The sequence below is a fragment of the Mesorhizobium kowhaii genome (assembly GCF_003253745.1).
GTDB lineage: Bacteria > Pseudomonadota > Alphaproteobacteria > Rhizobiales > Rhizobiaceae > Mesorhizobium > Mesorhizobium kowhaii.
Window position 1 is genome coordinate 12,734 of sequence record NZ_MZXV01000017.1, and the last position, 21,189, is coordinate 33,922.

The 21,189-nt window shown below is 58.6% G+C and carries 21 protein-coding genes; 6 read left to right on the forward strand and 15 right to left on the reverse strand.

Going from position 1 to position 21,189, the window contains the following annotated elements; genetic code table 11:
- Positions 1–280: 280 nt before the first annotated feature.
- The 3 genes from B5V02_RS09005 to B5V02_RS09015 form a co-directional block, all read right to left on the reverse strand.
- A complete protein-coding gene (locus tag B5V02_RS09005) occupies positions 281–1,873 on the reverse strand; it encodes an amino acid permease (protein ID WP_111543886.1) in 1,593 nt (530 codons plus the stop codon).
- 912 nt (positions 1,874–2,785) lie between these two features.
- Positions 2,786–3,232 carry an Rrf2 family transcriptional regulator gene (locus tag B5V02_RS09010; RefSeq protein WP_111543887.1) on the reverse strand — a complete coding sequence of 149 codons (447 nt, stop codon included), beginning with the start codon at positions 3,230–3,232 and terminating at the stop codon, positions 2,786–2,788.
- A gap of 33 nt (positions 3,233–3,265) precedes the next feature.
- On the reverse strand, positions 3,266–4,198 hold the full coding sequence (locus B5V02_RS09015; protein WP_111543888.1) for a LysR family transcriptional regulator: 933 nt from the start codon (positions 4,196–4,198) through the stop codon (positions 3,266–3,268).
- A gap of 417 nt (positions 4,199–4,615) precedes the next feature.
- Here B5V02_RS09015 and B5V02_RS09020 point away from each other — a divergent pair, with 417 nt between their 5' ends.
- The 4 genes from B5V02_RS09020 (at position 4,616) to B5V02_RS09035 (ending at position 8,450) form a co-directional block, all read left to right on the forward strand.
- Complete coding sequence (locus B5V02_RS09020; protein WP_111543889.1) at positions 4,616–5,371, forward strand: SDR family NAD(P)-dependent oxidoreductase; 756 nt, start codon at positions 4,616–4,618, stop codon at positions 5,369–5,371.
- A 20-nt stretch (positions 5,372–5,391) separates the two neighbouring features.
- Positions 5,392–6,159, forward strand: coding sequence for an SDR family NAD(P)-dependent oxidoreductase (locus B5V02_RS09025; protein WP_111543890.1), 768 nt, complete (start codon positions 5,392–5,394; stop codon positions 6,157–6,159).
- 124 nt (positions 6,160–6,283) lie between these two features.
- Positions 6,284–7,339: an Atu2307/SP_0267 family LLM class monooxygenase gene (locus B5V02_RS09030; RefSeq protein WP_111543976.1), complete on the forward strand. Its 1,056-nt coding sequence runs from the start codon at positions 6,284–6,286 to the stop codon at positions 7,337–7,339.
- Positions 7,332–8,450, forward strand: a complete 1,119-nt coding sequence (locus B5V02_RS09035) for a glutathione S-transferase family protein (protein WP_111543891.1) — start codon at positions 7,332–7,334, stop codon at positions 8,448–8,450. The genes B5V02_RS09030 and B5V02_RS09035 overlap by 8 nt, the downstream gene beginning before the upstream one ends.
- A gap of 430 nt (positions 8,451–8,880) precedes the next feature.
- Here B5V02_RS09035 and B5V02_RS09040 read toward each other — a convergent pair whose 3' ends face one another.
- The 7 genes from B5V02_RS09040 to B5V02_RS09070 form a co-directional block, all read right to left on the reverse strand.
- Entirely contained in the window at positions 8,881–9,387 is a 507-nt protein-coding gene (locus B5V02_RS09040; protein WP_111543892.1) for a hypothetical protein, read from the reverse strand.
- A 294-nt stretch (positions 9,388–9,681) separates the two neighbouring features.
- Positions 9,682–10,515: an alpha/beta fold hydrolase gene (locus tag B5V02_RS09045; RefSeq protein ID WP_111543893.1), complete on the reverse strand. Its 834-nt coding sequence runs from the start codon at positions 10,513–10,515 to the stop codon at positions 9,682–9,684.
- A gap of 249 nt (positions 10,516–10,764) precedes the next feature.
- Positions 10,765–11,724 carry a cupin domain-containing protein gene (locus tag B5V02_RS09050; protein WP_167458434.1) on the reverse strand — a complete coding sequence of 320 codons (960 nt, stop codon included), beginning with the start codon at positions 11,722–11,724 and terminating at the stop codon, positions 10,765–10,767.
- 55 nt (positions 11,725–11,779) lie between these two features.
- On the reverse strand, positions 11,780–12,421 hold the full coding sequence (maiA, locus tag B5V02_RS09055) for a maleylacetoacetate isomerase (RefSeq protein WP_111543977.1): 642 nt from the start codon (positions 12,419–12,421) through the stop codon (positions 11,780–11,782).
- On the reverse strand, positions 12,421–13,158 hold the full coding sequence (locus tag B5V02_RS09060; protein WP_245445806.1) for a fumarylacetoacetate hydrolase family protein: 738 nt from the start codon (positions 13,156–13,158) through the stop codon (positions 12,421–12,423). The genes maiA and B5V02_RS09060 overlap by 1 nt, the downstream gene beginning before the upstream one ends.
- Entirely contained in the window at positions 13,155–13,718 is a 564-nt protein-coding gene (locus B5V02_RS09065) for a maleylpyruvate isomerase N-terminal domain-containing protein (RefSeq protein WP_245445808.1), read from the reverse strand. Before B5V02_RS09065 ends, B5V02_RS09060 begins: the two co-directional genes overlap by 4 nt.
- The gene (locus B5V02_RS09070; protein WP_245445810.1) at positions 13,715–14,791 is read right to left on the reverse strand and encodes a cupin domain-containing protein; all 1,077 of its coding nucleotides are present in this window, start codon (positions 14,789–14,791) and stop codon (positions 13,715–13,717) included. The genes B5V02_RS09065 and B5V02_RS09070 overlap by 4 nt, the downstream gene beginning before the upstream one ends.
- Positions 14,792–14,878: 87 nt before the next feature.
- On the opposite strand from B5V02_RS09070, the gene B5V02_RS09075 reads away from it, so the two are divergent.
- Both B5V02_RS09075 and B5V02_RS09080 read left to right on the forward strand, forming a co-directional pair.
- Entirely contained in the window at positions 14,879–15,307 is a 429-nt protein-coding gene (locus B5V02_RS09075; RefSeq protein WP_111543896.1) for a MarR family winged helix-turn-helix transcriptional regulator, read from the forward strand.
- Between the two features lie 226 nt (positions 15,308–15,533).
- The gene (locus B5V02_RS09080; RefSeq protein ID WP_111543897.1) at positions 15,534–16,178 is read left to right on the forward strand and encodes an NADPH-dependent F420 reductase; all 645 of its coding nucleotides are present in this window, start codon (positions 15,534–15,536) and stop codon (positions 16,176–16,178) included.
- A gap of 217 nt (positions 16,179–16,395) precedes the next feature.
- Here B5V02_RS09080 and B5V02_RS09085 read toward each other — a convergent pair whose 3' ends face one another.
- The 5 genes from B5V02_RS09085 to B5V02_RS09105 all read right to left on the reverse strand — a co-directional run bounded on the left by B5V02_RS09085 (position 16,396) and on the right by B5V02_RS09105 (position 21,182).
- Positions 16,396–17,550 carry a patatin-like phospholipase family protein gene (locus tag B5V02_RS09085; protein ID WP_111543898.1) on the reverse strand — a complete coding sequence of 385 codons (1,155 nt, stop codon included), beginning with the start codon at positions 17,548–17,550 and terminating at the stop codon, positions 16,396–16,398.
- Positions 17,551–17,563: 13 nt separating this feature from the next.
- Entirely contained in the window at positions 17,564–18,070 is a 507-nt protein-coding gene (locus tag B5V02_RS09090; RefSeq protein WP_111543899.1) for a DoxX family protein, read from the reverse strand.
- An 18-nt stretch (positions 18,071–18,088) separates the two neighbouring features.
- Positions 18,089–18,715 (reverse strand): FMN-dependent NADH-azoreductase, encoded by a 627-nt coding sequence (locus B5V02_RS09095; protein ID WP_111543900.1) that lies wholly within the window; start codon positions 18,713–18,715, stop codon positions 18,089–18,091.
- A 372-nt stretch (positions 18,716–19,087) separates the two neighbouring features.
- Positions 19,088–20,293: an oxidoreductase gene (locus B5V02_RS09100; protein WP_111543901.1), complete on the reverse strand. Its 1,206-nt coding sequence runs from the start codon at positions 20,291–20,293 to the stop codon at positions 19,088–19,090.
- A gap of 115 nt (positions 20,294–20,408) precedes the next feature.
- The gene (locus B5V02_RS09105) at positions 20,409–21,182 is read right to left on the reverse strand and encodes an SDR family NAD(P)-dependent oxidoreductase (RefSeq protein ID WP_111543902.1); all 774 of its coding nucleotides are present in this window, start codon (positions 21,180–21,182) and stop codon (positions 20,409–20,411) included.
- Positions 21,183–21,189 lie beyond the last annotated feature (7 nt).

Below are 21,189 nucleotides of genomic sequence, written 5' to 3' on the forward strand. Positions count from 1 at the left end.
AACCCAGCCCAGCCACTGCAGTGGAGGTGCCTCCATAGGCAGCGCCGCGCAGCCTTGGGAGGCCCTGCGCGCATGCGAGGAGACCTCTGCTTGCCCAGCTTCCACACATCTCCAAGGAATAGGCCCCCTGTCAGATTATGCCTTCCAGCTAGACGCGTTTGGTGACCGCGCCGATCGGACCTCGACTCCGCATGTTTCCGCTCGGAGAGCCCCCGCGATAAATCCTGCTTAAAACGGAACTGGCCCCGGGAAGCAAAGCCGGGGCCAGCGAACTTTACTCTCAGACGCTTTGGCCGACGGCCTTTTCAGCACTGGCGATTTCACTGGCGCGTTTGGCGATATCGGCGCCGACCGGCGGGCCCTTGAAGCGGCGGCGTTCAATGCCAAACCACAATGCCAGCATCAACACGATTGCACCGATCGCGTAGTTGATCAGGATATCGAAGGGCGGTTGAATGCCGGCATACATCAGCACAAGAACACCCAATAGTGAGATGCAGGCCAGTGGCTTCGACCAGAAGCCAAGGCGGAATGGCCCGAATTCTGTCCACGTCTTGCCCTCGGCAAACAGACCAGCAGCGATCGGCATGGCATAGGACACATAGAGGAACAGTGCGCAGCCGGCAGCCAGCGCAGCAAAGGCCGGAGAGTAGAGGGTTGCGGCGACCGACAGGACAGCTCCAAGCCAGATGGCAGCAACCGGCGTGCGCCATGTTGGGCTTACGCTTTTCCAGAGGCTCGAACCGGGCAGGCCGCCGTCACGCGCGAAGGCGTAGATCATGCGCGACGTCGAGGTCAGACCCGCCAGCGCGCAGACAAAGTTGGCGGCGACGATGCCAATTGCCAGAACATCCTTCAGCACGACTGGCGCCGGAAGATTGTTGAAGAGATTGAACCAGGCGCTCCCACCGTCCTTGGCCGTCGCGGCCAGATCCGGGCTGGCCATCACGAAGGATGCCGCCATGGCTAGGCCAAACACCAGCGACCAGAACACGGAGTGCAGCATACCGCGTGGAACGGCCACGCGCGCATTCTGCGTCTCCTCGGCAGTATGGGCCGACGCATCGAACCCGGTGATGGTGTAAAGCGGGTAGAGAAGGCCTACCAGGAAGGCGATGATCGCCGGCCGAGCCGCTGGCACATAGCCGCCACCAAGATCACCCGTCGTGTTGACGAAGGTAAAAAGGCGCGAGACATCCCAGGTCGCCCCCCATATCAGGAACGTGCCGGTGAGTACGATCGCGATCACAAAGATCATATAGCCCGAGAAATCCGTGAGCATCGTGGTCAGCTTGATGCCGAAATGATTGATCAGAGCCTGCGAGACCGTGATCAGCGACACAGCCACGATCTGCGCCCAAATCGCATGCGAATTGATGGCATTGGCCTGATCGACGGACATGCCGGCCGGCAGCGGATCGAGTGACTGTACGGTGAGGCTGGTCACATCAACATGAAAAACGCCTCCCATGACGAGATCGCGGAAGAGCAGCCAGACGCCGACATTGACTGAGGCAACCACGAAAATCAGGCCGAGAAGGTTGATCCACGCCGTAGCCCATCCCCAGCCGCGACCGCCGAGGGTCGAGGACCAGTGATAAAGACCGCCGGCGGTCGGATAGGCTGAGCCTATCTGGCCGAGGCAGGCGGCGACCACGAGGGCGAACAGGCCGCCCACCAACCAGCCAACAAAGGCTTCGAAACCGAGCCCGGTGCCGAGCGCCAAAGGGAAGGAGGTGATGCCGCCAGCCAGAATGCAGATGATCGAAAAGGAAATGGCAAAGTTAGAGAATCCGCCCATTCGACGCGCCAATTCCTGCGCGTAGCCCATTGAATGAAGGACCTTTACGTCCTCGTCAGTTGCAGTGCTCATCCCAAAGTCTCCCAGCTGTTGGCGCGCTCACTCAAGAGCGATATATTTGTGTATAGGTGGGTCGACAGAATTATCCTTTGAATACAGAGATTTTGTACCATCAACCTCGTGTTTCTTCGGTATGCTTTGTAAAATCTACTTTGTAAAATCTACTGTCATAGCTCGAAACATACCGAAACCTAGGGGCAGCCTTTTTAGGCCCGGCCGAGACCGCCGCTCCCTCGTTTCGCTTTCGAGCGCCGGCCCTCCCCTCGTTTGGCTCGAGTCGTTGGACTGGCGCCTATATCCTGTCAGAGGAATGCCCGAATAGTCAATGCAAAACGTCATAATTTTGACGATATGACTGTTCGGTCACATCATTTTCCACAATTATCGCCATCAGACCTCCGAGTCACGAGCTGCGGCGTACCAACTGGCGGCAGGCCGAGCGTGCGCCCGGTCCTTCAAACTTTCGCCTCGTTTTTCTGGGCATGCGCGCACCGACGGAACTGATGCTTGTGTTGGCTCAGCGGTTGGCTTCAATTTGACGGAGTTGCCAGGCAGGCGCTCCCGGCAAACAGCCGCTTGGGAAGCGCTGCGGGCCATATCAACATACGCGGCGACCATACAGGCAGGAGGCTTACTGCAGCAACGTCGAGAGGCGTTGTTGGGGGGCGCTGCGAGGTTCAGCCATCTGGATGCGCGTTTCGCTGCCAACCTGGAATCGGCCGCGATCGCGCCGATGCCGACAACCACCAACAGCTCAACGGCTGCGGCAACGCAGCTATGTCGGCATGACGAGAGGATGTCGTCGCCCGCCGCCGCGCCGGGGCCGGTGGTGTGGACCGAGACGATCGTTCCATACGGCCCCTGCGCTGGCTGGAGGTGTTATATGTGTGCCGGTTAGGAATTACATTTATGCGAGAAAGGCTCTCACCAGGTGAGCGGAATACTGAACTTGCCGAGGCGCGCCACCTCGGAGGCGATGTCAGCGATCGTGACTTTTGCCAGTTCGCCTTCCAGCGCCTTGCGTGCGCGCATCAAAGTTGGCTGAAGCGCTTCCAGGATGTTGCCACCCACTGCACATTTCTCACAAGGCGGCGTCCTGTGCAGAGAAAACAACTCTGTGTCCTCCATGGCCTCATAGACGTCGAACAGCCTTATCTTTTTCGCTGGCTTCGCCAGCAACGCACCACCGCCGGCGCCGAGCTGTGAACGGGTCAAACCCGCATCATTAAGGCGCGATAGCAAACCTCGGATTACGACCGGACTGGTGTTGACAGAATAGGCCAGGTCTTCAGACCGCATCGGATTGCCATCGCCAACTGCGAGGGCAGCGAGGGTGTGAACCGCGACGACAAAGCGTGTGCTCGTTGGCATAGTTGTCATCCTGAATGTGTGTCAGTGCCATTATTACATATTTTCATTGACGTCAACATGACCCTCATGCGCTCGTCCGGATCGCTTTAACTGCTCGATCATCCATCGGCCTGCGGGCCCAGGGGGCTCAGCTTCCCGATAAATGGCAAACATCGGCAGCGCCAGTCCCCCGGCGGGCACATCTTGGACTGAAAGCTCAACAAGTCGGCCTTCGGCAATGTCCTTTGCCACCGTGTGAACAGGCATGCCGCCCCACCCCAGGCCACCGACAATGAAGGTGTGCTTCGCGAAGAGATCTGCCAAACGCCATGTTGAGGATGACATCACTCCGAATTCGCGACCTTCCGAGAGATTGGACCGATCCGTCAGAACGAGTTGGATATGTCGTGCCAGCTCTTCTGCTGGGATCATACCCCGATACGAGGCAAGCGGGTGATTGGCGGCGGCAACCATCATAAAGGTGACTTCCGTTACGCGCTCCCTGACTAGTCCAGCCGGGAGAAGCGGCAGGGAACCGACGATACCGAAGCTCGCCCGACCGTCTATAACCGGTTGGACTGCACCCCCCAATGCTTCGACATACAGACGCAATGGGGTGGCCGGAAACTGGATACGAAACGCTCGCGCGGCTTCGGCAATCTCCGAGATGGGAAGGAAAACGTCGACCACAGCCGTCAACTCGGCTTCGAGTCCCGCCGCCATGCCTTTCGCTCGTGCTCTCATGGCATCGACCCCGGAAATGACCGCCCGAGCGTCCGCAAGAAGGGTAACGCCGGCTTTTGTCAGCTTCGGGTATCGGTTTGCGCGATCAAACAAGCCGACACCGAGCTGAGCCTCGAGGCTCGCCACCGCCCCGCTAACGGCCGATTGGGTTCTTCTGACGCGTCGGGCGCCCGCCGAGAAGCTACCTTCATCTGCAGCGGCCACGAAGATCCGCAATTGATCAAGTGATACAGCTTCCAGCATTTCTGTTCCTCCAATCGGTCTGTCCGATAGGTTCCATCGACATATGGCGGCTATTTCTGTTAATGCAATCGTGCCATTTACACACCACCCCTTCAAGAGAAATTGAGGGCACTTTGTGTGCCTGCCGGCGAGCGCCGGCGGATGGGGTGAACAGATCGGTCGATCTATCGGCTCGCAAAGATCAGGGTTTTATCACCGGTCAAGCGTTGCTGGTCGACGGCGGGCTCTACAAGATCGGCTAGCACCCGGGGAGGCTGCAAAAGTCTCCATCGGTCCAGCCGATGGACAGCATCGAAATATGTTGGCTATCACGCGTTGTGAGGTCATGTCACTGACACATGACCATATTGTCGATAAGTGGCGGTTGGGCAGACTGGCCGTCCACCGGCAAACTGGAAGCACCCAAAGGTTCCAAGGATGCGACTGCGTAACAAAGTCTCTGTGATCACCGGTACCGGCGGCAGCATTGGACGTGCGGCGGCGGTGCGTTTCGCCCAAGAGGGCGCGCTGGTTGTCGGCTGCGACGCAAATGCGGCCGCCGCTCAGGACACTCTGGAAATCGTGCAGGCTGCCGGCGGGCAGATGATCTCCCTCCACCCCGTTGATCTGACAACAGTGGCCGGCTGCAGGGAACTGGTCGATTTTGCGATTCGCCAGCAAGGGCGGATCGACGTGCTCTTCAACAACGCGGCGATAGCTCATTTCAATTGGATTGAAGACATCACTGAAGACGAGTGGCGTCGCAACAGCCGCGACGAAGTCGACCTGGTCTTCTTCCTTACGCAAGCGGCGTGGCCACACCTGAAAGAGAGCCATGGCACAATCGTAAACACTGCGTCCCTGACGGGGTGGCGCACCTTCCGGCTGCTGGGCGGCCTTGCTCATGCAACTGCCAAAATGGGTATCGTCGGCATGACGAGGCACTTGGCGATGGAGGGGCGGGAGCACGGCATCCGTGCCAATTCGATCTCACCAGGCGTGATCGAGACCAATCAAACGCGCGAACAGCTCAAGGACAAGGAATGGGCCGATTACATGCTCGGCAAGACCCTTCTTGGCCGCCTTGGCAGGCCCGAGGAAGTCGCCAATGCCGCGCTGTTCCTCGCATCCGACGAAAGTTCATTCGTGACCGGCATCGATATCAAGGTCGATGGCGGAATGGCCGTGTGGTGACGCAGACAAGGAGAAGAGAAATGACCGCTGGCAACAGCAAAATTGCCTTGATAACGGGCGGGAGCCGCGGCCTCGGCCGCAGCACCGCGCTTGCTATCGCGCGAAGCGGCACCGACGTGATCCTCACGTACAACAGCCAGAAGAACGGCGCCCTTGAGGTCGTACACGAGATCGAAGGTCTGGGCCGAAAGGCGAATGCGCTTCAGCTAGATGCAGCAGATCTCTCCACATTCCCGTCCTTCGTCACCAAACTTCGTGCAACCCTGAACAAGACTTGGGAACGAGATAAGCTCGACATCTTGATCAACAATGCTGGTTATGGGCTTACAGCACCATTCGTCGATACGACGGAAGAAATGTTCGATCAAATGATGAACATTCATTTGAAAGGCGTCTTCTTCCTCACGCAAGCTATGGTGCCACACCTCGCCGACGGTGGTCGCATCGTAAATCTTTCGACTGGCCTGACGCGCTTTTCGTTTCCAGGATATTCGGCCTACGCGGCGATGAAAGGCGGTATTGACGTCTTCACTCGCTATCTCGCCAAAGAGCTTGGCTCACGCGGGATCGCTGTCAATGCTGTCGCACCGGGCGCGATCGAGACCGACTTTGGCGGCGGTGTCGTCCGCGACAATGCTGGCTTGAACAAGCTGATTTCGGATCAAACCGCGCTTGGCCGTGTCGGAAAGCCGGAGGACATTGGACCGCTGATAGCTGCATTGGTGTCGGACAGCGGGCAGTGGGTCAATGGCCAGCGGATCGAAGCCTCAGGTGGTATATTTTTGTAATGGTGGATTGGATCGGCGGCGCTACGGCAGAAACTGACTTGATCATGGCGATGATGTCCAGGCCGCCGCTGTCGCGCCGGCAAAGCAACAAATCGAGACGCTCGCAACGTGAGCGGCCGGCATGATTGAGATTGGCATCGACAGCTTCGCTGCAACCATCCCAGATCCCGCAACTGGCAGGACTCTGCCGCCGGTTGATCGAATGGAGAAACTGCTGGCAGAAGTTGAAACTGCGGATCGGGTCGGACTCGATGTGTTCGGCATTGGCGAGCACCACCGAAAGGAGTTCCTCGATTCCGCGCCAGCCGTTATCCTCGCGGCTGCGGCGGCCCGCACCAAGCACATCCGGCTGACCAGCGCTGTCAGCGTCCTCAGCGCAGCCGATCCGGTTCGCATTTTCCAGGAGTTCGCGACGGTTGATCTTATCGCCAGAGGCCGCGCCGAGATCGTGGTCGGACGTGGTTCATTCGCGGAAGCCTATCCTTTGTTTGGGTTCGCCATGGAGGACTATGACGCGCTGTTTGCAGAAAAGCTCGATCTGCTCCTGAAACTGCGCGACGAAACTCACGTGACCTGGCGAGGCCGCTTTCGCGCGCCCCTCACCGGCCAGGGTGTTTTTCCAAGGCCGCAGCAGAAAAAGATACCGATTTGGCTTGGGGTCGGCGGGACCCCGCAGTCTTTCGTACGCGCCGGCGTTCTGGGGCTGCCGCTTATGATTGCCATTATAGGTGGCGACTTCCGCCGGTTCCGTCCGCTTGTTGATCTCTATCGCGAGGCGGGCCGCCGAGCGGGGCACGCGCCTGATTCATTGATCGTAGGCGTTCATGCCATCGGCTTCATTGGCGACACAGACGCAGCGGCAAAAGACGCCTTCTACCCGGGTTGGTCCTACATGTTCACCGAGATCGGCCGTGAGCGTGGCTGGTCAGCGGCGACCCGAGCGCAATTCGAAGCTATGTGCAGCCCTGCCGGTGCGTTCCTGATCGGCGCTCCGAGCACGGTGCGGGACAAGATCCTCAGCGCGCAAGAGGCCCTTGGCGGCCTGTCTCGCATCACCTTTCAGATGAGTTCGGCGATGCTGGAGACCGAGGCAATGCAGCGTTCCATAGAATTGCTCGGCTTGGAGGTCGCGCCGGCCGTTAAATCGGCATTGAGTCAGAAGGAGGCTGTCGGTGGGTGAACTGATAGCGGGAGTCTGGCATCGAAGTGGCATAGAGCGTGTGCTTGCGGATGGGGCGTTGCGGCGCCCGCCATCTGTCTTCCGCAATTGGATTGCCGATTATGACTCAAGCCCTTTCCAGCCGGAGCCCAGGCGCTACCATCTCTATGTGTCCCTCGCCTGTCCTTGGGCGCATCGGACCATCATCATGCGCAACTTAAAGGGGCTCACCGACCTGGTTGGCCTCTCGGTGGTGCATTGGTTCATGGGCGAGGATGGCTGGACGTTCGCGCCAGGCCCGAGAGTCGTTCCCGACACTGTTAACAGGGTCGACATGCTGCGCGATCTCTATACGCTTGCCGATCCTGAATGTACCTCGCGTGTAACAGTGCCGGTCTTATGGGATAAGAAGACTCGCCAGATTGTCTCGAACGAGTCTTCGGACATCATGCGGATGTTTAACAGTGCCTTTGACGGAGTTGGCGCTGCGGAGGGAGATTTTTATCCTCTTCAACATCGCGCCGAAATCGACGTCGTCAATGAACGCGTCTATAGCAAGCTGAACAATGGGGTCTATCGTGCAGGCTTCGCCACGACGCAGGAAGCCTATGAAGCCGCCGTCAGCGATGTCTTCAGCACCTTGGACTGGTTGGAGGGCCGGCTTGAAGAACGGCGCTTTGTAGTTGGTGATCAACTGACTGAAGCCGACATCAGGCTCTTTACGACGCTCATTCGGTTTGATCTCGTCTATCATCACCACTTCAAATGCAATCTGCGCGCTTTAGTCGAGTATCCGGCATTGTGGGACTACAGCCGTTTTCTCTACCAGCTTCCCGCGGTCCGTCCGACGGTCGATTTTGACCATATTAGGGGTCACTATTACCAGAGCCATCCATGGCTCAATCCTAGCCGTGTCGTTCCGATCGGTCCCCGTCGCAATTTCGACGGTCTGTCGGACCGCGACGACGTTAGATGGCGTTCTCTGGATCGCGGCGTTCGGAGCAGGCATGCCATCTCATCGCCCCAGGGCACAAAGCGGCGGCGAACCTCGAACACGACGCCGCCGGTCCTGACACCCTCGGCTGCGTCTGGCGCAACGGGAAGCGAGATGAACCCCGAAAGAGGCGACTGATCGCCCTGTTGTCAGAGGACTGGTCGATGCGGACCGGCGCGGCGACAAGCGCAGTGAATTGGTCTCCAAATTCTCCTGTATTTCTGGCAGTGGCGACCTGCCGGACCCGCTGGCTGGAGGGTGCGAGAGATGTGCTGAAACGAGATGGCAAGTCATCGGGCCATCAATGATCACGACAGCACAGAGTCAAGAACGCCGAACTCATCGCAATACCTGGTGCGGCAACTCTCAACCCGGCGAGCAGCGCAATTCAGCTCGTTGACGACAAACATATGCAACGCGATCTTATCTCGGCATGAGGACGGGGACTGTCGCAGCGGCTTGCAAAGGCGGCCTTGAGCATCGCCTTGGAATTCGGTTTCGCGATGGCACCGGTGAAAAAAGGGACGCCTTGAATGGTATTCAGGGCGCCCCTTCCTCGGGATGATTTTCAGCCATTCGGGCCGTAGCCGTTTGGATAGTAGCCGCCATCGGCGCCGTTGCCGATCAAGAAGGCGCTGCCGGTTTCAGCCCGGAGCTTCTGGCTCAGATCATCGAGCTGATGCAGCAGCTCCTGATATTGCGGAGTCGGTATTGTGCCATGTCCCGCCGCAGCCGTCCTTTTGGCGGCCTGGTTGATGTGAGCGGCCCGCGCATGCAGGCCCTGCGCCACGGCTGGCTCGATCTTGTTCTTCTTGCTCGCGGCCGTGATACCTTGGTCCACGCCCTGTATTTGATTGATCAAGGCTGTCACGCGCGGGCCAGTGATGTCTTTGTCCACGCCCTGTTCCTGACCAATCGAGGCGGTGTAACTGTTGTCGATCGTGGCGTTGGCAAATCCATGGACGGCGTTGGTAGAGCCGTAGTTGGCGTCAGCAGAGCCATAATGATCGCTGCCGGCGAAAGCGGTACTCGTGCCAACAAGAAGGGCGGCGGCAGTGAAAGCGATCTTGAACATTGCAATAACTCCTATTTGATGTTGCTTATTTCAGGAGGCTGCTTGACTGCCGCCTCCATGTCACAACTCAGATATGGATCGCCATATTCATAAAACAGGCAATATTGTCCGATGTCATCTATCGATAATTGAGATACATTACCCCGGAGCACGAGACCGACGCTGCCGTGAACAGGCGGTGACCCGTGTCTGCAGTGGCCAAAGCCGCTCGACCTCGAGATTCGGAAGGGTCGACACTTCGGCCGCCACGATCGCCTCTGTGCTACAGCCCTTGCTGTCTATCTTCGGGAGCGTTCATGTCGACAGAAATTGCTGTACTTTCGCGTTAAAAGTGACTGGATCGTCGATCTGGGCAAAATGCCCGGCGTTTTGCATTGTGAAAAGCTCGGCATTCGGTATCTGCCCGACAAAAGCGTCGGCATAGTTCGGCTCACGCAGATTGTCCTGCGCCCCGGCGACAATCAGCGTCCGGAACGGTATTTGACTATAGTCCGGTTCAGTCCTGAACTCAGAGGCCACGCGGCCAGGAGACTTGAAGCGGGCAGCGGCGGTGCACTCCCAGGCGCCAGGTATCAGTGACGCCCGGTAGCGGCGCTCGATATAAGCCTCGTCGGAATGATAGGCCTTATTGACGAGCAGACGTTGCACCATCCCACGCATATAGGCGAGGCTGCAGTCATAGCCGTTCATGAATTCGCGGGCATCGTTGTTGGGAATTTTTCCACCGCCTGAAACCACCGCCATACGGTCGATCGGCCAGGGGCACTCAGGCATGGCAGCCACCGCCAGCAACATGGTTCCGCCCATCGAATTGCCGATGAAATGTCCATTTTGAACACCAATGGCCAGCAGGAAATCGGCGATATGGCGTACCCGCTTGGCCCACATGTCCTCGAAAGAGAACAGCTTCTCTGTTCTGCCATAACCGAGAAAATCGGGCGCGATGACATGGAAGTTACGGCTGAGCGCGTCCAGATTGAATTGCCAGGTGATTTCGGCGCAGCCGCCAAACTCGCCACTGTGCAGCAGAATTAAGGTCGGCCCCTCTCCGCCTTCGAGATAGTGCGTACGGATGCCGCGTGCGGAAACTTGCCGGCTCACAATTCTCGCTGCGGTATTCTTGGCCATTCGCAGGTCTCTGCTAATTGAGTACGGTCACCTGAGTTCGCCGCCCCTGGCCCGATCAAAGACGTAAATTCCGGCACTTCCCGGAAGAGCCTCCACCGCTACACAACAAATGCAGAATCCGCTCATGGCCCTCGCGGCTCAACCATGGGAACGCTTTTTGATGTCCGCGTCCTGCCATTGCCCGCGCCGGCGGCATCGACAGGACACGGGACCAAATCCTGCAACGGCTGGCTTACGCGGGACCCGATGTCATCCGTTTGCCCATCCCTCGTCGCCTACGACCGCGGCATTGCTGGACCGTTGACCGAAAAGAGCATCAAACGGCCTGTTCAACTCAGTGCCTCGCTTGACCGCATCTTCGACGACGCTGTCATTGGCAATCACCAGCACGCGAGCCAGCACAGTTTCGGCTGACACGCTGTGGAGGACTCCAGCTGGAACATGGACCAGATCGCCTGCGGCCACCGCAAGCCGACTGCCGTCTTCAAGCGTCACGACAAACCGGCCGTCGAGCCCATAGAAAGTGGTGCTCTGACCGTCATAGCGAGCGTTGGGTAGTACCCATCCACCCGGCGCCTGCCATTCCGATACGCTGAAGCGATCTTCGGTCTGCTCGCGAGTTGCCTTGAACTGGATCAAGGCGCCGTTGAGGCCGAATGCCGGGCCGGTATAGGCAGGGGCCGAGAAAATGCGGGCGCGGATCGCGGCCGACAATTCCCGAGGCTCAGCTTCCTGTTTCCAGCCGAACTTACGGCCCACGTCGATCACGCGCTCCAGGGGCGGCACGCCTTGGCCGCCATCAAAGGGCCAGGTTGGCGCCTTTGCCGGGCCTTCCGAAAGGTCGCGGAAAAACTCCTCAAATCCAGCCGGCGTTATGGTAACAAGGAATTTTGCCGTAGCGGATTTGACTAGAAATTCGTGCGGAACTGTCTTTGGTACATAAACGAAGTCACCGCGATCGCAGTTGAAAGTCTGGCCGCCAACCGTGATATCGACATTGCCCTCAATGATGTAGAAGCCTTCGGCCTCAAAGGTGTGGCTGTGCGGCGGCGCCATCATGCCCTTTGGTCCGATCCATTCCGACAGGCCAAGCTTGCCAGCCGTATCGCTAGAATCCGTCAGTATTCCCACATAGGCGCCGATGAACCAAACCGCATTCCCAGTTGCCAGTGCGACCCGGTAAGCATTTGCTTTTCTTGAATCTTTCACGGCTATTCCTCCTCGTACCGTGGCTGGTACTAATTCGAACTTGGGTGAACCGCGCTCATGCATCCGCGTCCGGCTGGCGCGACGGATGGGCGGCGGCGAAGGCCGGCAGGGCCTCGCACCTGTCGCGTACCGCGCGCAGGCGCGGCATCCGTTCGAGATCCACCCCGAAACGGTCGGCTGAGTACATCTGCGGCACCAGGCAAATATCGGCGAGGCCTGGAGCGTCCCCGAAGGCAAAGTCGAATTCGTTGCCCGCGATCAATGCCTCGCAGGCCATCAGTCCTTCCCCGATCCAATGCTGGCACCAGCGGTCCAGCTGGGCCTGATCAAGCTCCAGTTCTGAGGTCAAAAACCGCAGCACACGCAGATTTTGCAGCGGATGGATGTCGCAGGCGATTGCCTGCGCGAAACCGCGAACGAGGGCGCGTTGATCGCTATCTGCCGGCAGCAGCGGTGGTTCAGGATACCTCTCGTCCAGCCACTCAACGATGGCGAGCGATTGCGTCAACACCAGCCCAGCCGTCTCCAATGCGGGCACCAAACCCTGCGGATTTAGCTGTCGGTAGTCCGGCGTGTTCTGTTCACCGCCGCCGCGCCGCAGATGCACCGGTCTCAAATCATATTCGACGTGCTTGAGGCCGAAGGCGATGCGACAGCGATAGGAAGCGGAACTGCGGAAATAGCCGTGAAAGCGGATCACTCGGCTGCTCCGATGGTCAGCCTTATTGGCTCGAGACCGTCAATGCCGCCGGTGATGACATCCCCGGCTACCACAGCTCCGACACCCGCCGGTGTCCCCGTCATTATCAGGTCGCCTGGCTCAAGGTGATAGTAGTGAGAAAGATGGCTGACAATCTCGTCGACCTTCCAGATCAGGTCGCTGAGGTGAGCTTCTTGGCGAGTCTCGCCGTTGACCTCAAGATGAATGCGCTGCGGCCCGATTGTTGCGAGACCGGTGGCCTTCGTGATCGACGCAAGGACCGCAGATTGCTCAACGTCTTTGCCGAGGTCCCAAGGACGCTGCTTGGTGCGTGCGTCCAGTTGGAGATCACGTCGCGTCATGTCCAGGCCGCAAGCGTAGCCGTAGATCGCCTTCTGCGCGGTGGCGCGATCGGACCGGAAGACCGGCTTGCCGATAGCGAGGACCAATTCCATTTCATAGTGGAAGTTCGATGTGCCCGGTGGATAGGCAACGACAGCGCCGGTGTGCTCGGTGGCCAGCGCAGATTTCGTAAAATAGAACGGTGCCTCACGATCCACTTCGACGCCCATTTCGGCGGCATGTGCAGCATAGTTGCGACCCACGCAGAATATGCGATGAACCGGGTAGGCGCTTGCCTCGTCCTTTACAGGCACCGTTGGCCAGCTAGGCGATGGGAAAAGATTCGCTTTCGTCATCGGATTCATCCCTTGCTCTATGTCGGCGATCGTCAACTTCCCAACTCGGAGGGCAGGTCGTGCAGTCGTGCACCACTGTCCAATTGGAACGCCCCGCACCAAAGTCGGCGTGCGCGCTCCATGGCTGTGGCGCGCAATCGCCGTGGAATGCCCTCGGCATCGGTCGCGACCGTATCCCAAGCTGGCCCTGGTATGTCGCGCCAGACAACATTGAGATGGACAGCCGCGTGGTCGAACAGATGCCGTAGCGCCCGGCTGGGTAGGGTGGCGCCAAGCTCGATTTGTCCGATCCGTCCTGCATCGTCGTCGTACATGGGAGGCAGCGCCTCACCTGCCACCGCCGCCTCTGCTTGCCGACTGATTGCCCGTGCCTGATACGCGATGTCACAAATCACATGTGCTCGTGTCCATCCGGGAACTTTGGAGGGCTCATAGAGTGCGTCATCGCCAAGTTCGTTCAGCTTTCGGGCGAAGTAAGCGGTGCCTGACCGGGCAAGCCGCAACTCCTTCGCCGGCGCCTCTGGGGCGTCGTATCGTGCGCCGGACCCCTGCCGTTCACGCAGAGCTTCGCGCGCTGCATCGAGGTCGCTTATCAATTGCCGCTCTCGACAAGTGTGCGGTTAAAGTTCAGCCGCTCGATAATGGGAGCGTCCGAGAACCGGAAGAGGTCGAACTGCGTTCTCGCTTCGAGCGACCAGGGTATCCACGATGGAACCACGAAGATGTCGCCTTTTTCCAGCTCGTACGTTACCCCGCCCATGACGACAGCACCGCGGCCGTCGAACACTTGAAAGACCGAGGATCCGACTTCCCGCCTCGCTGCGGTCTCCGCACCGTCGCGGAGACGGTGGAACTCAGCGCGGATCGTCGGCATGACGTCGCCGCCGGTCGTCGGATTGACGAAGCGGACCGCAGCGTGGCCCTGCTCGACGGTGGCCGGCTGCCCCTCCTCCTCGAGCAACAATTGTTCGGTGAGCGCCCGGTCGGTATGTTCCCAACGATAGGCTGCGATTGGTGAGGAAACAGTGTTCTCCAAACCTGACAGGGGACGCAAGCCAGGGTAGGTCCATAGCCGCTCGCTGCGGGAAAACCTTGGAGTGGCATAGTCGGTCACTCGCTCGGAACCGAACTCGAAGAACCCAACATCGTTGTTGTAAGAGAAAGGAATGTCGAGACCGTCGATCCACGCCATCGGCTGGTCGGTCTCGTTGTGATGGCCGTGGAAATTCCAGCCCGGGGTCAACAAAAAGTCGCCCCTGCTCATGCGAACCGGGTCGCCATTGACAACGGTCCAGACCCCCTCGCCCTCCACGACAAAACGGAAAGCGTTTTGGGAATGGCGGTGTTCAGGCGCAGTTTCCTTGGGGCCAAGATATTGGATCGCACACCAGAGAGTTGGCGAGACATAGGCCTCGCCACCGAAGCCGGGATTGGCAAGGCCGATAGCTCGCCGCTCGCCCCCGCGGCCAACAGGAACAAGATCTCCAGAGGCCTGCGCCAATGGAAAGAGATCCCCCCATTTCCACACATGCGGCACCGCCTTGGGGCGTGGCTGGCGCGGCATCAAATCACCAAGCTGCGTCCAAAGCGGGTTGAGGTGGTGATCCTTGAAATCCGCATAGAGCTTGCGCAGCGCAGGCGTGTCTTCAGGCTGCATCGCACTGGTCATTGGCGTTCTCCAAACGATATTAGTACGTATACGTACTAATTCCGTTTGTCAATTGTTGTCGAGGCGGAGCGCTGCTAGGAGACCATCATGGCAATCATCCATCAGTTTCCTGGCTACCTGATCCGCCGACTGCACCAGCTCTCTGTGTCGATCTTTACCCAAAGGACGCAAGAGGCTGGCTTCGATCTGACCCAGCTTCAGTTCGCTGTGCTCTCTGTGGTGGACGAGAACCCGGAGATCGATCAGGCGAAGCTGTCGATCTTGGTTGATATGGACAAGGTAACGATAGGAGACGTGGTTTCACGGCTCGAGACTCGTCAATTGATCCGCCGCCTCATCAAGACTTCGGATCGGCGGGCTCGCACCCTGACGCTGACGAAGAGCGGCAAGGCTTTACTGAGAGATGTACAGCCGCACGTGATCAAAATTCAGGATGAAATTCTGCGATCGTTGTCGCCCGAGGAGCGCTTCAATTTCGTAAGTCTGATCACCAAAGCATGCCGGCCTTCCGACTGACTCGCCCTTTTGCATGATGAAAACAAGGCAATCTCAACCAGCCGGTGCACAGTGGTGCGCCTCTTGGAAACCGTCCCGTTAATGCGGTGATTTTTTCAGATTTAAATGTAATTATGTCATTGACACATTAATATTCAATTGGCAAGGATACGCACTGAGGGGAGCGGACAGCGTTGAGGCGCTGCCGTTCCGCAACTCACCCCCCCAACATCAATAGGAGCAAGAAATGAGTATCGGTATTATCGGAGCGGGCGCCCTTGGTTCCAACGTGGCGCGCATGCTGGCAAAGAGTGGTGTCTCAGCAACGATAGCCAATAGCCGCGGCCCGGATTCCCTGGCGGGTCTCGTCGCAGAACTGGGCCCGTCGATCACGGCCGGGACCACAAAAGAGGCCGCCAGCGCTGACATTGTCGTCGTGGCCGTGCGCTGGGTCGATCTCCAGAACACCCTTGGCAATCTACCGGCTTGGAACGGCCGCATCGTGATCGACGGCACCAATCCGGTCGAGTTCCTTGACCCGAACTCGCCGGACGCGAAGGACCCGAATAATCCGCTTGCTGCCTACGGCATCAAGGCAATCGATCTTGGCGGCCTGCATTCCAGCCAGGTGTTTCGCAAATTGGTTCCCGGTGCTCGGGTCGTGAAGGCATTGAACCACTTCGACGTCAATCTTCTGCCGGAGCCGGCAGTATCGGGTGGGCAGAGGGTTCTGTTCTACTCGGGCGACGACGCCGATGCGAAAGCTGAAGTCCGCAAGATTCTCGAGCTAACCGGCTCTTTCCCGGTCGACCTCGGCGTGCTCGACGTCGGCGGGCCGCTTGCATCGCTGCCGTTCGGTCCTCTCGCGGCGATCAATTTCATAAAGATCTGACATCACATCTCTGAACAGCCAACCGGCCTGGAGCGCCCATCGAGCCGCTCCGGGCTAACCGGCGACTTAAGCCGTTGTTGAAATCGGCCTATGCGCAATGCGACTCGCAGTTTCTAACGATCTTCAAGAGTTCGGTCGAGACTGGCCCTGGGAACGCGATGCTAGCGCCCCAAAGTCAACTGCAAATCCGGACACAGCGCTCCAGGAACCGGGGCAATTATTTGTGCACGGCTTCAGAAGGCAGTCGATGAATCCAGCCTTTGCGTGAATGGCCCTTCGCATATCCATAGGCGAAGAGCGAGCCCATATAGCTGGTGGAAAGCCCGTCCTTTTCCTGATCGGTAAATTCACTGCCAATGTAGGTTAGATTGAATTTGAAATGCTTGCGCCGGGCTAGGTTGTGAGATTCGAAGATCGCCCACCGCGTTTGCTGCTTTACAAGTGTGCTTGCGCTCCGCGCGGCGATGGTTCTGGTGTCCCCACGAACGACCTGGAAATCGCGATGGATCTTGTTGTTGATCAATATATAGAGATTGATCGGCGGTCCTGGCAGGTGTTGCCCTCGCAACAGGAATGGTTCTGGCAAAGTCAGCACCGGAGCCGTCACGCTGCCGTCGACGTGCATCTCCTGAAAATGGCGGCCGCCGGCCTCAACATCGATTAGGACCGGCGGAAAAATGACGGGAATGCTTGCCGAGGCGGTGACCACGTTACGGAACAGGGCCAGAGCCTCCGGCGTACCCACCTCAGCGATTTTACCCATACTCCAGATGTTGGTTCGCTGTGTATCCAGATTGGTCGTGATGATGAGAAGAATCCGTCCTTTGGCGCTCTCGTCGGCGACGGCGCGGAGCAGCTTGTCGTCGACATAGTGATCGACGAGGTGTTTCAAGCGATTGTTGGCGAACGGCCCCGCCGTGGAGAGCATGCTGAGAGGTCCTTGTCCGTCCAGCAGATTGGCGGCGATGCCGCTAGTGTAAAGCTCTTTGAGCGTCCCGTCATACTGAGGGCCGAGGAAGGCAAACGGGGCGATTAAGGCGCCTGTGCTGACGCCCGATACAGCTGAGAATTGGGGGCGCGTTCCTGAATCCGACAGACCGGCAAGGAAGCCGGCGCCGAAAGCCCCGTGAGCCCCTCCGCCGGAAAGTGCAAGGTAGGTAATCTCTCCGTCGAAGGTCGCGCGAGGTCGGAGTTGGTAGAGCGTCCGGCTGGGATCGTCGACGAAATACCGCAGATTGGACACGTCGAGGACGTTGGGCCTGGCGGCCTCAACGGCGCTGTATGAAGACCGTTGAAGGGTGCCATAGCTGGCCAAGGACAAGACGACGGTTGAAGCCAGCGATCTCGCACCGCCTGATTGACGAATTGTCATCGATTCCTCCGCGTCAACCTTTCCGCTCAGCCAAGGGGACGATCCGATTATCCAGGGCCGCAGGAACAGGAGATCGACCTTGCTGATCCATGGCGCTCCCGAACTTACGCGATGCGGGCTTCCCCGCTCTCGGTGCCCTTTCATCGCCCTTGCCAAAGGCGACAATGTCAGCGACGAGCTGCCTGGGAGCTGTCGCCGCGAGGGGGATGAACCCTTCGCCAAACCAGGGAGCGTTCGCGATGTTCCAAAGGACTTGCAAGCGCATGATTAGCCCGACAGCCAACCCGCAGATTGCAAGTAGCAGTCCGATCATCCTGATCCTTGCGCCGATTATGACCGTCGCTGCCCTGCCCAGTTCCCAGATGCCGACAAGATAGGCGAGCATCCTCGCTTCTGGCACGTGCAGGCTTGCGAGCAATCCGGCAAAGCTGGAAGGGTCAGTCAGCTTCCCCAGCCCGGCCGAGAAGAACAGTATTGCGAACACAGACCGCACAACAAACGGCAAAAAATTGTCGCGCATCGCTATCGTCTTTCCTCGTCAGGCAGCGTGCCTCAGGCTCCGAGTGTGGCCTTGGATCTTTGACCGGGCCGCCGCGATCGCCTGTTCGCGCTGAGCCTTCCCGAGCGCCAACCCTTCCGCGCGGACAAAGGTGATGTCTGTGATGCCGAAGAAGTTGAAAACGCTGCGCAGGTAGGTTTCCTGATGGTCGAGCGCGGCCATCTGGGTTTCGGGCCCGTAAAGCCCTCCGCGCGAGGAGGCGATGATCACGCGTTTGTCACCGGCAAGGCCTACCGGCCCTTTTTCAGTGTATCGGAACGTCTTGCCGGCAACGGCAAGACGGTCAATCCAGGCCTTCAACTGACTTGGAATGCTGAAATTATACATTGGGGCACCGACCACGACCACGTCGGCGGCAAGAAACGCCTCGAGGGCATCGGCGCCGGCGGCGATGTCTTCCGCCAGTGCTGACGTTTCGGGTGCCGAGCCCTGCCCCGCCGCGAGATGATGGCCTGTTAAGTGTCCGATCGGTTGGGCTGCAAGATCAAGCCGCTCGACCTCGAAACTCGGTTGAGCCGCCACTTCGGCCGCCACGATCGCCTGCGACAGCTGCCTGCTGACCGAAGCTTGGCCGAGAATGCTGGAGTCCACATGGAGGAGTTTCATGGCTTCTTCCTCTGCAATCGAGTTGAACTACAGAGGAAAAATGGGCCTCAACACTCCATCCTGTTAGCCTGTATAATCCGATGAGAAGTATCGAATTTTGAGATGGTACGCTAGCTGATCCAAGCTTGGTCTTCCCAGTTCGAGGAGCAGAGGCGACGGCGCCTAGAAAGACTCCGAATGGCGGGGAAACAGGGCCGCAAGCCGGCAAGATCGGGCAGCAATCCGCGGTGGGCCGGACAATCTCAGGGCTGGAGACGCAGCTCAAGATGGTGCTTTTCGAGCGACTGGGACGAGGCCGTCGGCAATCGTTAACTCGCCACTCCTGCCATTGGGCATCCTAGGGCCGGATCGATGTTTTGTTCAGCGCGTAGCTTAGGTTGAAAGCGCACCGGCTGCAGCGGCCTCAGCTTTGATTTCGCCAAGATCGCCAATGGTGAACGAGTGGACCTCATCACCGCGCCCATCTCTCAGCTTCGCGACCCAATCCGGATCGGCTAGTGTACTGCGACCGACCGCGACCAGATCGAATTCGCCTGCATTGAAGCCGCGGAGCAGTTCATCGATATTGCCGCCCAGGTCCTTGTGCCCCTCTTTGCCGTGAAACGTGTCGAACATATCGACGTCTAGTCCCACGCTCCCGACTGCAATCACTGGCGCGCCGCTGAGGCGCTTTGTCCAGCCGGCGAGGCTGAGACTGGAAGTGGGCCATTCTGGTTGCCAGAAGCGGCGAGAGGAGGCGTGGAGTAGATCGGCTCCCGCTTCCTGAAAGCCGTTCAGCATAATTCCGAGCTCTTCGGGGGAATTGAACACCCGGGCCTCTTGATCGGGAATCTTCCATTGCGAGAAGCGAAGTGAGATCGGAAACTCGGCGCCGACCTCTGCCCGAACAGATCGCACGATCTCGACCGGGTAGCGCAGCCGGTCGGCAATCCCGGGGCCACCATATTCATCATCTCTGTGATTGGTTTCTGCCCAGAGAAATTGATCGAGGAGATATCCATGGCATGCAGGGATCTCGATGCCATCAACACCAATCCGCCTGGCCAGTCTGGCGGCCGATACAAACGCATCCCGGATAGACTTCAGGTCCGCAGCAGTGGCTGCGCGCCCCACAGCAACCCCAGCGCTTCTGAGTCCCGAGGGGCTCAACGTCGGGTGAATGGCATAGCTGTCGTCGCCGGTATCAGCCCTAAGCGCTCCCTCATGCCCAATTTGCAGAAAGATATGACCTCCGGCTTGATGCACGGCTTCTACACACCGAGCCCATTCATCGACTGTGTCTTCAGCCAGTCGTCCGTATTTCGACGTGCGTGTCGCCGAGGGATGATCAATTGCGATGCTCTCGCTGATGACCAACTGAACTCCGCCACGAACGCGTGCGGCATAGTACTCGCCCAGTTTGCGCGGCGGATGTCCGTTTACCGCCCATCCACGCTGCATGCTGGGCATAACGAAGCGATTGCGGAGGTTGAGGCCACGGATGGAAAACGGCTGAAACAGCGGCGTAACGTCCGTCCGATGGACAGCGGATGACTGCGACGCAACACCACGTCCTTTTGCTGTCGGTTTCTCATTCATTCTTCAAATCCATCTACAATCGCGACCTTGACCAGGCTGACCCAAACAGCGCCGTGACGCTGTTTGGGCGAGTTCAAGGTCTTCCCGCAGTCGCGCCATCGACAAACTTTCATTCTCAAAAGAATGAGCCGCCAGAGACCTCAATGGTTTGCGCGGTGACCCAGCGATGACTGTCCAAAAGAAGCGCTGCGATCATCGGTCCGACGTCGTCTGGCACTCCCACCCGGCCGAGGGCGGTCTGGGAGGCTACGAACGCATTGATTTCAGAGTTGTCCCGCACTGCTCCTCCGCCAAAGTCCGTTTCGACTGCACCGGGAGAAATCGCGTTCACAGTGATCTTGCGAGATCCGAGCTCTTTTGCAAGGAACCGTGAAAGCGCGTCGGTTGCAGCTTTCATCGAACCGAGCACTGAATAACCCGCAAAAGTAACGCGCGTCAGGTTCCCCGTTACATTCACAATACGCCCACCGTCAGCCAATGCGGGGAGCAAGTTTTGCGTGAGAAAGAAGACACCCTTGAAATGCACATTCAAAAGCTGGTCGAAGGCTTCTTCGGTCGTCTCAGCGAACGGCGCCGCGTAGCCAATCCCAGCGCTGTTGACGAGCGCATAAAGATGCTCCTGATCCCAGCTCCTGAGTATTTCCTGGACCGATCGAGTGAAGGGCTCGAATGATCGAATGTCCCCCGTGTCGAGACGAAGCGCAAAAGCCTTGCGCCCCATGTCCTCGATTTCAGCCACGACCGTTGCAGCTGCACGCTCATTGGAATGGTAAGTGATGATGACATCAATGCCCATTCTGGCGATACTCAACGCTGCGCTCCGGCCGATTCCGCGGCCGCCCCCTGTAACCAGGGCTACCTTCTGAAAAGCCACAGTTGCTTGTGTCATAAACTCG

What these genes read in the sequence shown, in the direction of transcription:
- B5V02_RS09005 (WP_111543886.1), bottom strand. Translation starts at nt 1,873, where the DNA reads ATGAGCACTGCAACTGACGAGGACGTAAAGGTCCTTCATTCAATGGGC.
- B5V02_RS09010 (WP_111543887.1), bottom strand. Translation starts at nt 3,232, where the DNA reads ATGCCAACGAGCACACGCTTTGTCGTCGCGGTTCACACCCTCGCTGCC.
- B5V02_RS09015 (WP_111543888.1), bottom strand. Translation starts at nt 4,198, where the DNA reads ATGCTGGAAGCTGTATCACTTGATCAATTGCGGATCTTCGTGGCCGCT.
- B5V02_RS09020 (WP_111543889.1), top strand. Translation starts at nt 4,616, where the DNA reads ATGCGACTGCGTAACAAAGTCTCTGTGATCACCGGTACCGGCGGCAGC.
- B5V02_RS09025 (WP_111543890.1), top strand. Translation starts at nt 5,392, where the DNA reads ATGACCGCTGGCAACAGCAAAATTGCCTTGATAACGGGCGGGAGCCGC.
- B5V02_RS09040 (WP_111543892.1), bottom strand. Translation starts at nt 9,387, where the DNA reads ATGTTCAAGATCGCTTTCACTGCCGCCGCCCTTCTTGTTGGCACGAGT.
- B5V02_RS09045 (WP_111543893.1), bottom strand. Translation starts at nt 10,515, where the DNA reads ATGGCCAAGAATACCGCAGCGAGAATTGTGAGCCGGCAAGTTTCCGCA.
- B5V02_RS09070 (WP_245445810.1), bottom strand. Translation starts at nt 14,791, where the DNA reads ATGACCAGTGCGATGCAGCCTGAAGACACGCCTGCGCTGCGCAAGCTC.
- B5V02_RS09075 (WP_111543896.1), top strand. Translation starts at nt 14,879, where the DNA reads ATGGCAATCATCCATCAGTTTCCTGGCTACCTGATCCGCCGACTGCAC.
- B5V02_RS09080 (WP_111543897.1), top strand. Translation starts at nt 15,534, where the DNA reads ATGAGTATCGGTATTATCGGAGCGGGCGCCCTTGGTTCCAACGTGGCG.
- B5V02_RS09085 (WP_111543898.1), bottom strand. Translation starts at nt 17,550, where the DNA reads ATGACAATTCGTCAATCAGGCGGTGCGAGATCGCTGGCTTCAACCGTC.
- B5V02_RS09090 (WP_111543899.1), bottom strand. Translation starts at nt 18,070, where the DNA reads ATGCGCGACAATTTTTTGCCGTTTGTTGTGCGGTCTGTGTTCGCAATA.
- B5V02_RS09095 (WP_111543900.1), bottom strand. Translation starts at nt 18,715, where the DNA reads ATGAAACTCCTCCATGTGGACTCCAGCATTCTCGGCCAAGCTTCGGTC.
- B5V02_RS09100 (WP_111543901.1), bottom strand. Translation starts at nt 20,293, where the DNA reads ATGAATGAGAAACCGACAGCAAAAGGACGTGGTGTTGCGTCGCAGTCA.
- B5V02_RS09105 (WP_111543902.1), bottom strand. Translation starts at nt 21,182, where the DNA reads ATGACACAAGCAACTGTGGCTTTTCAGAAGGTAGCCCTGGTTACAGGG.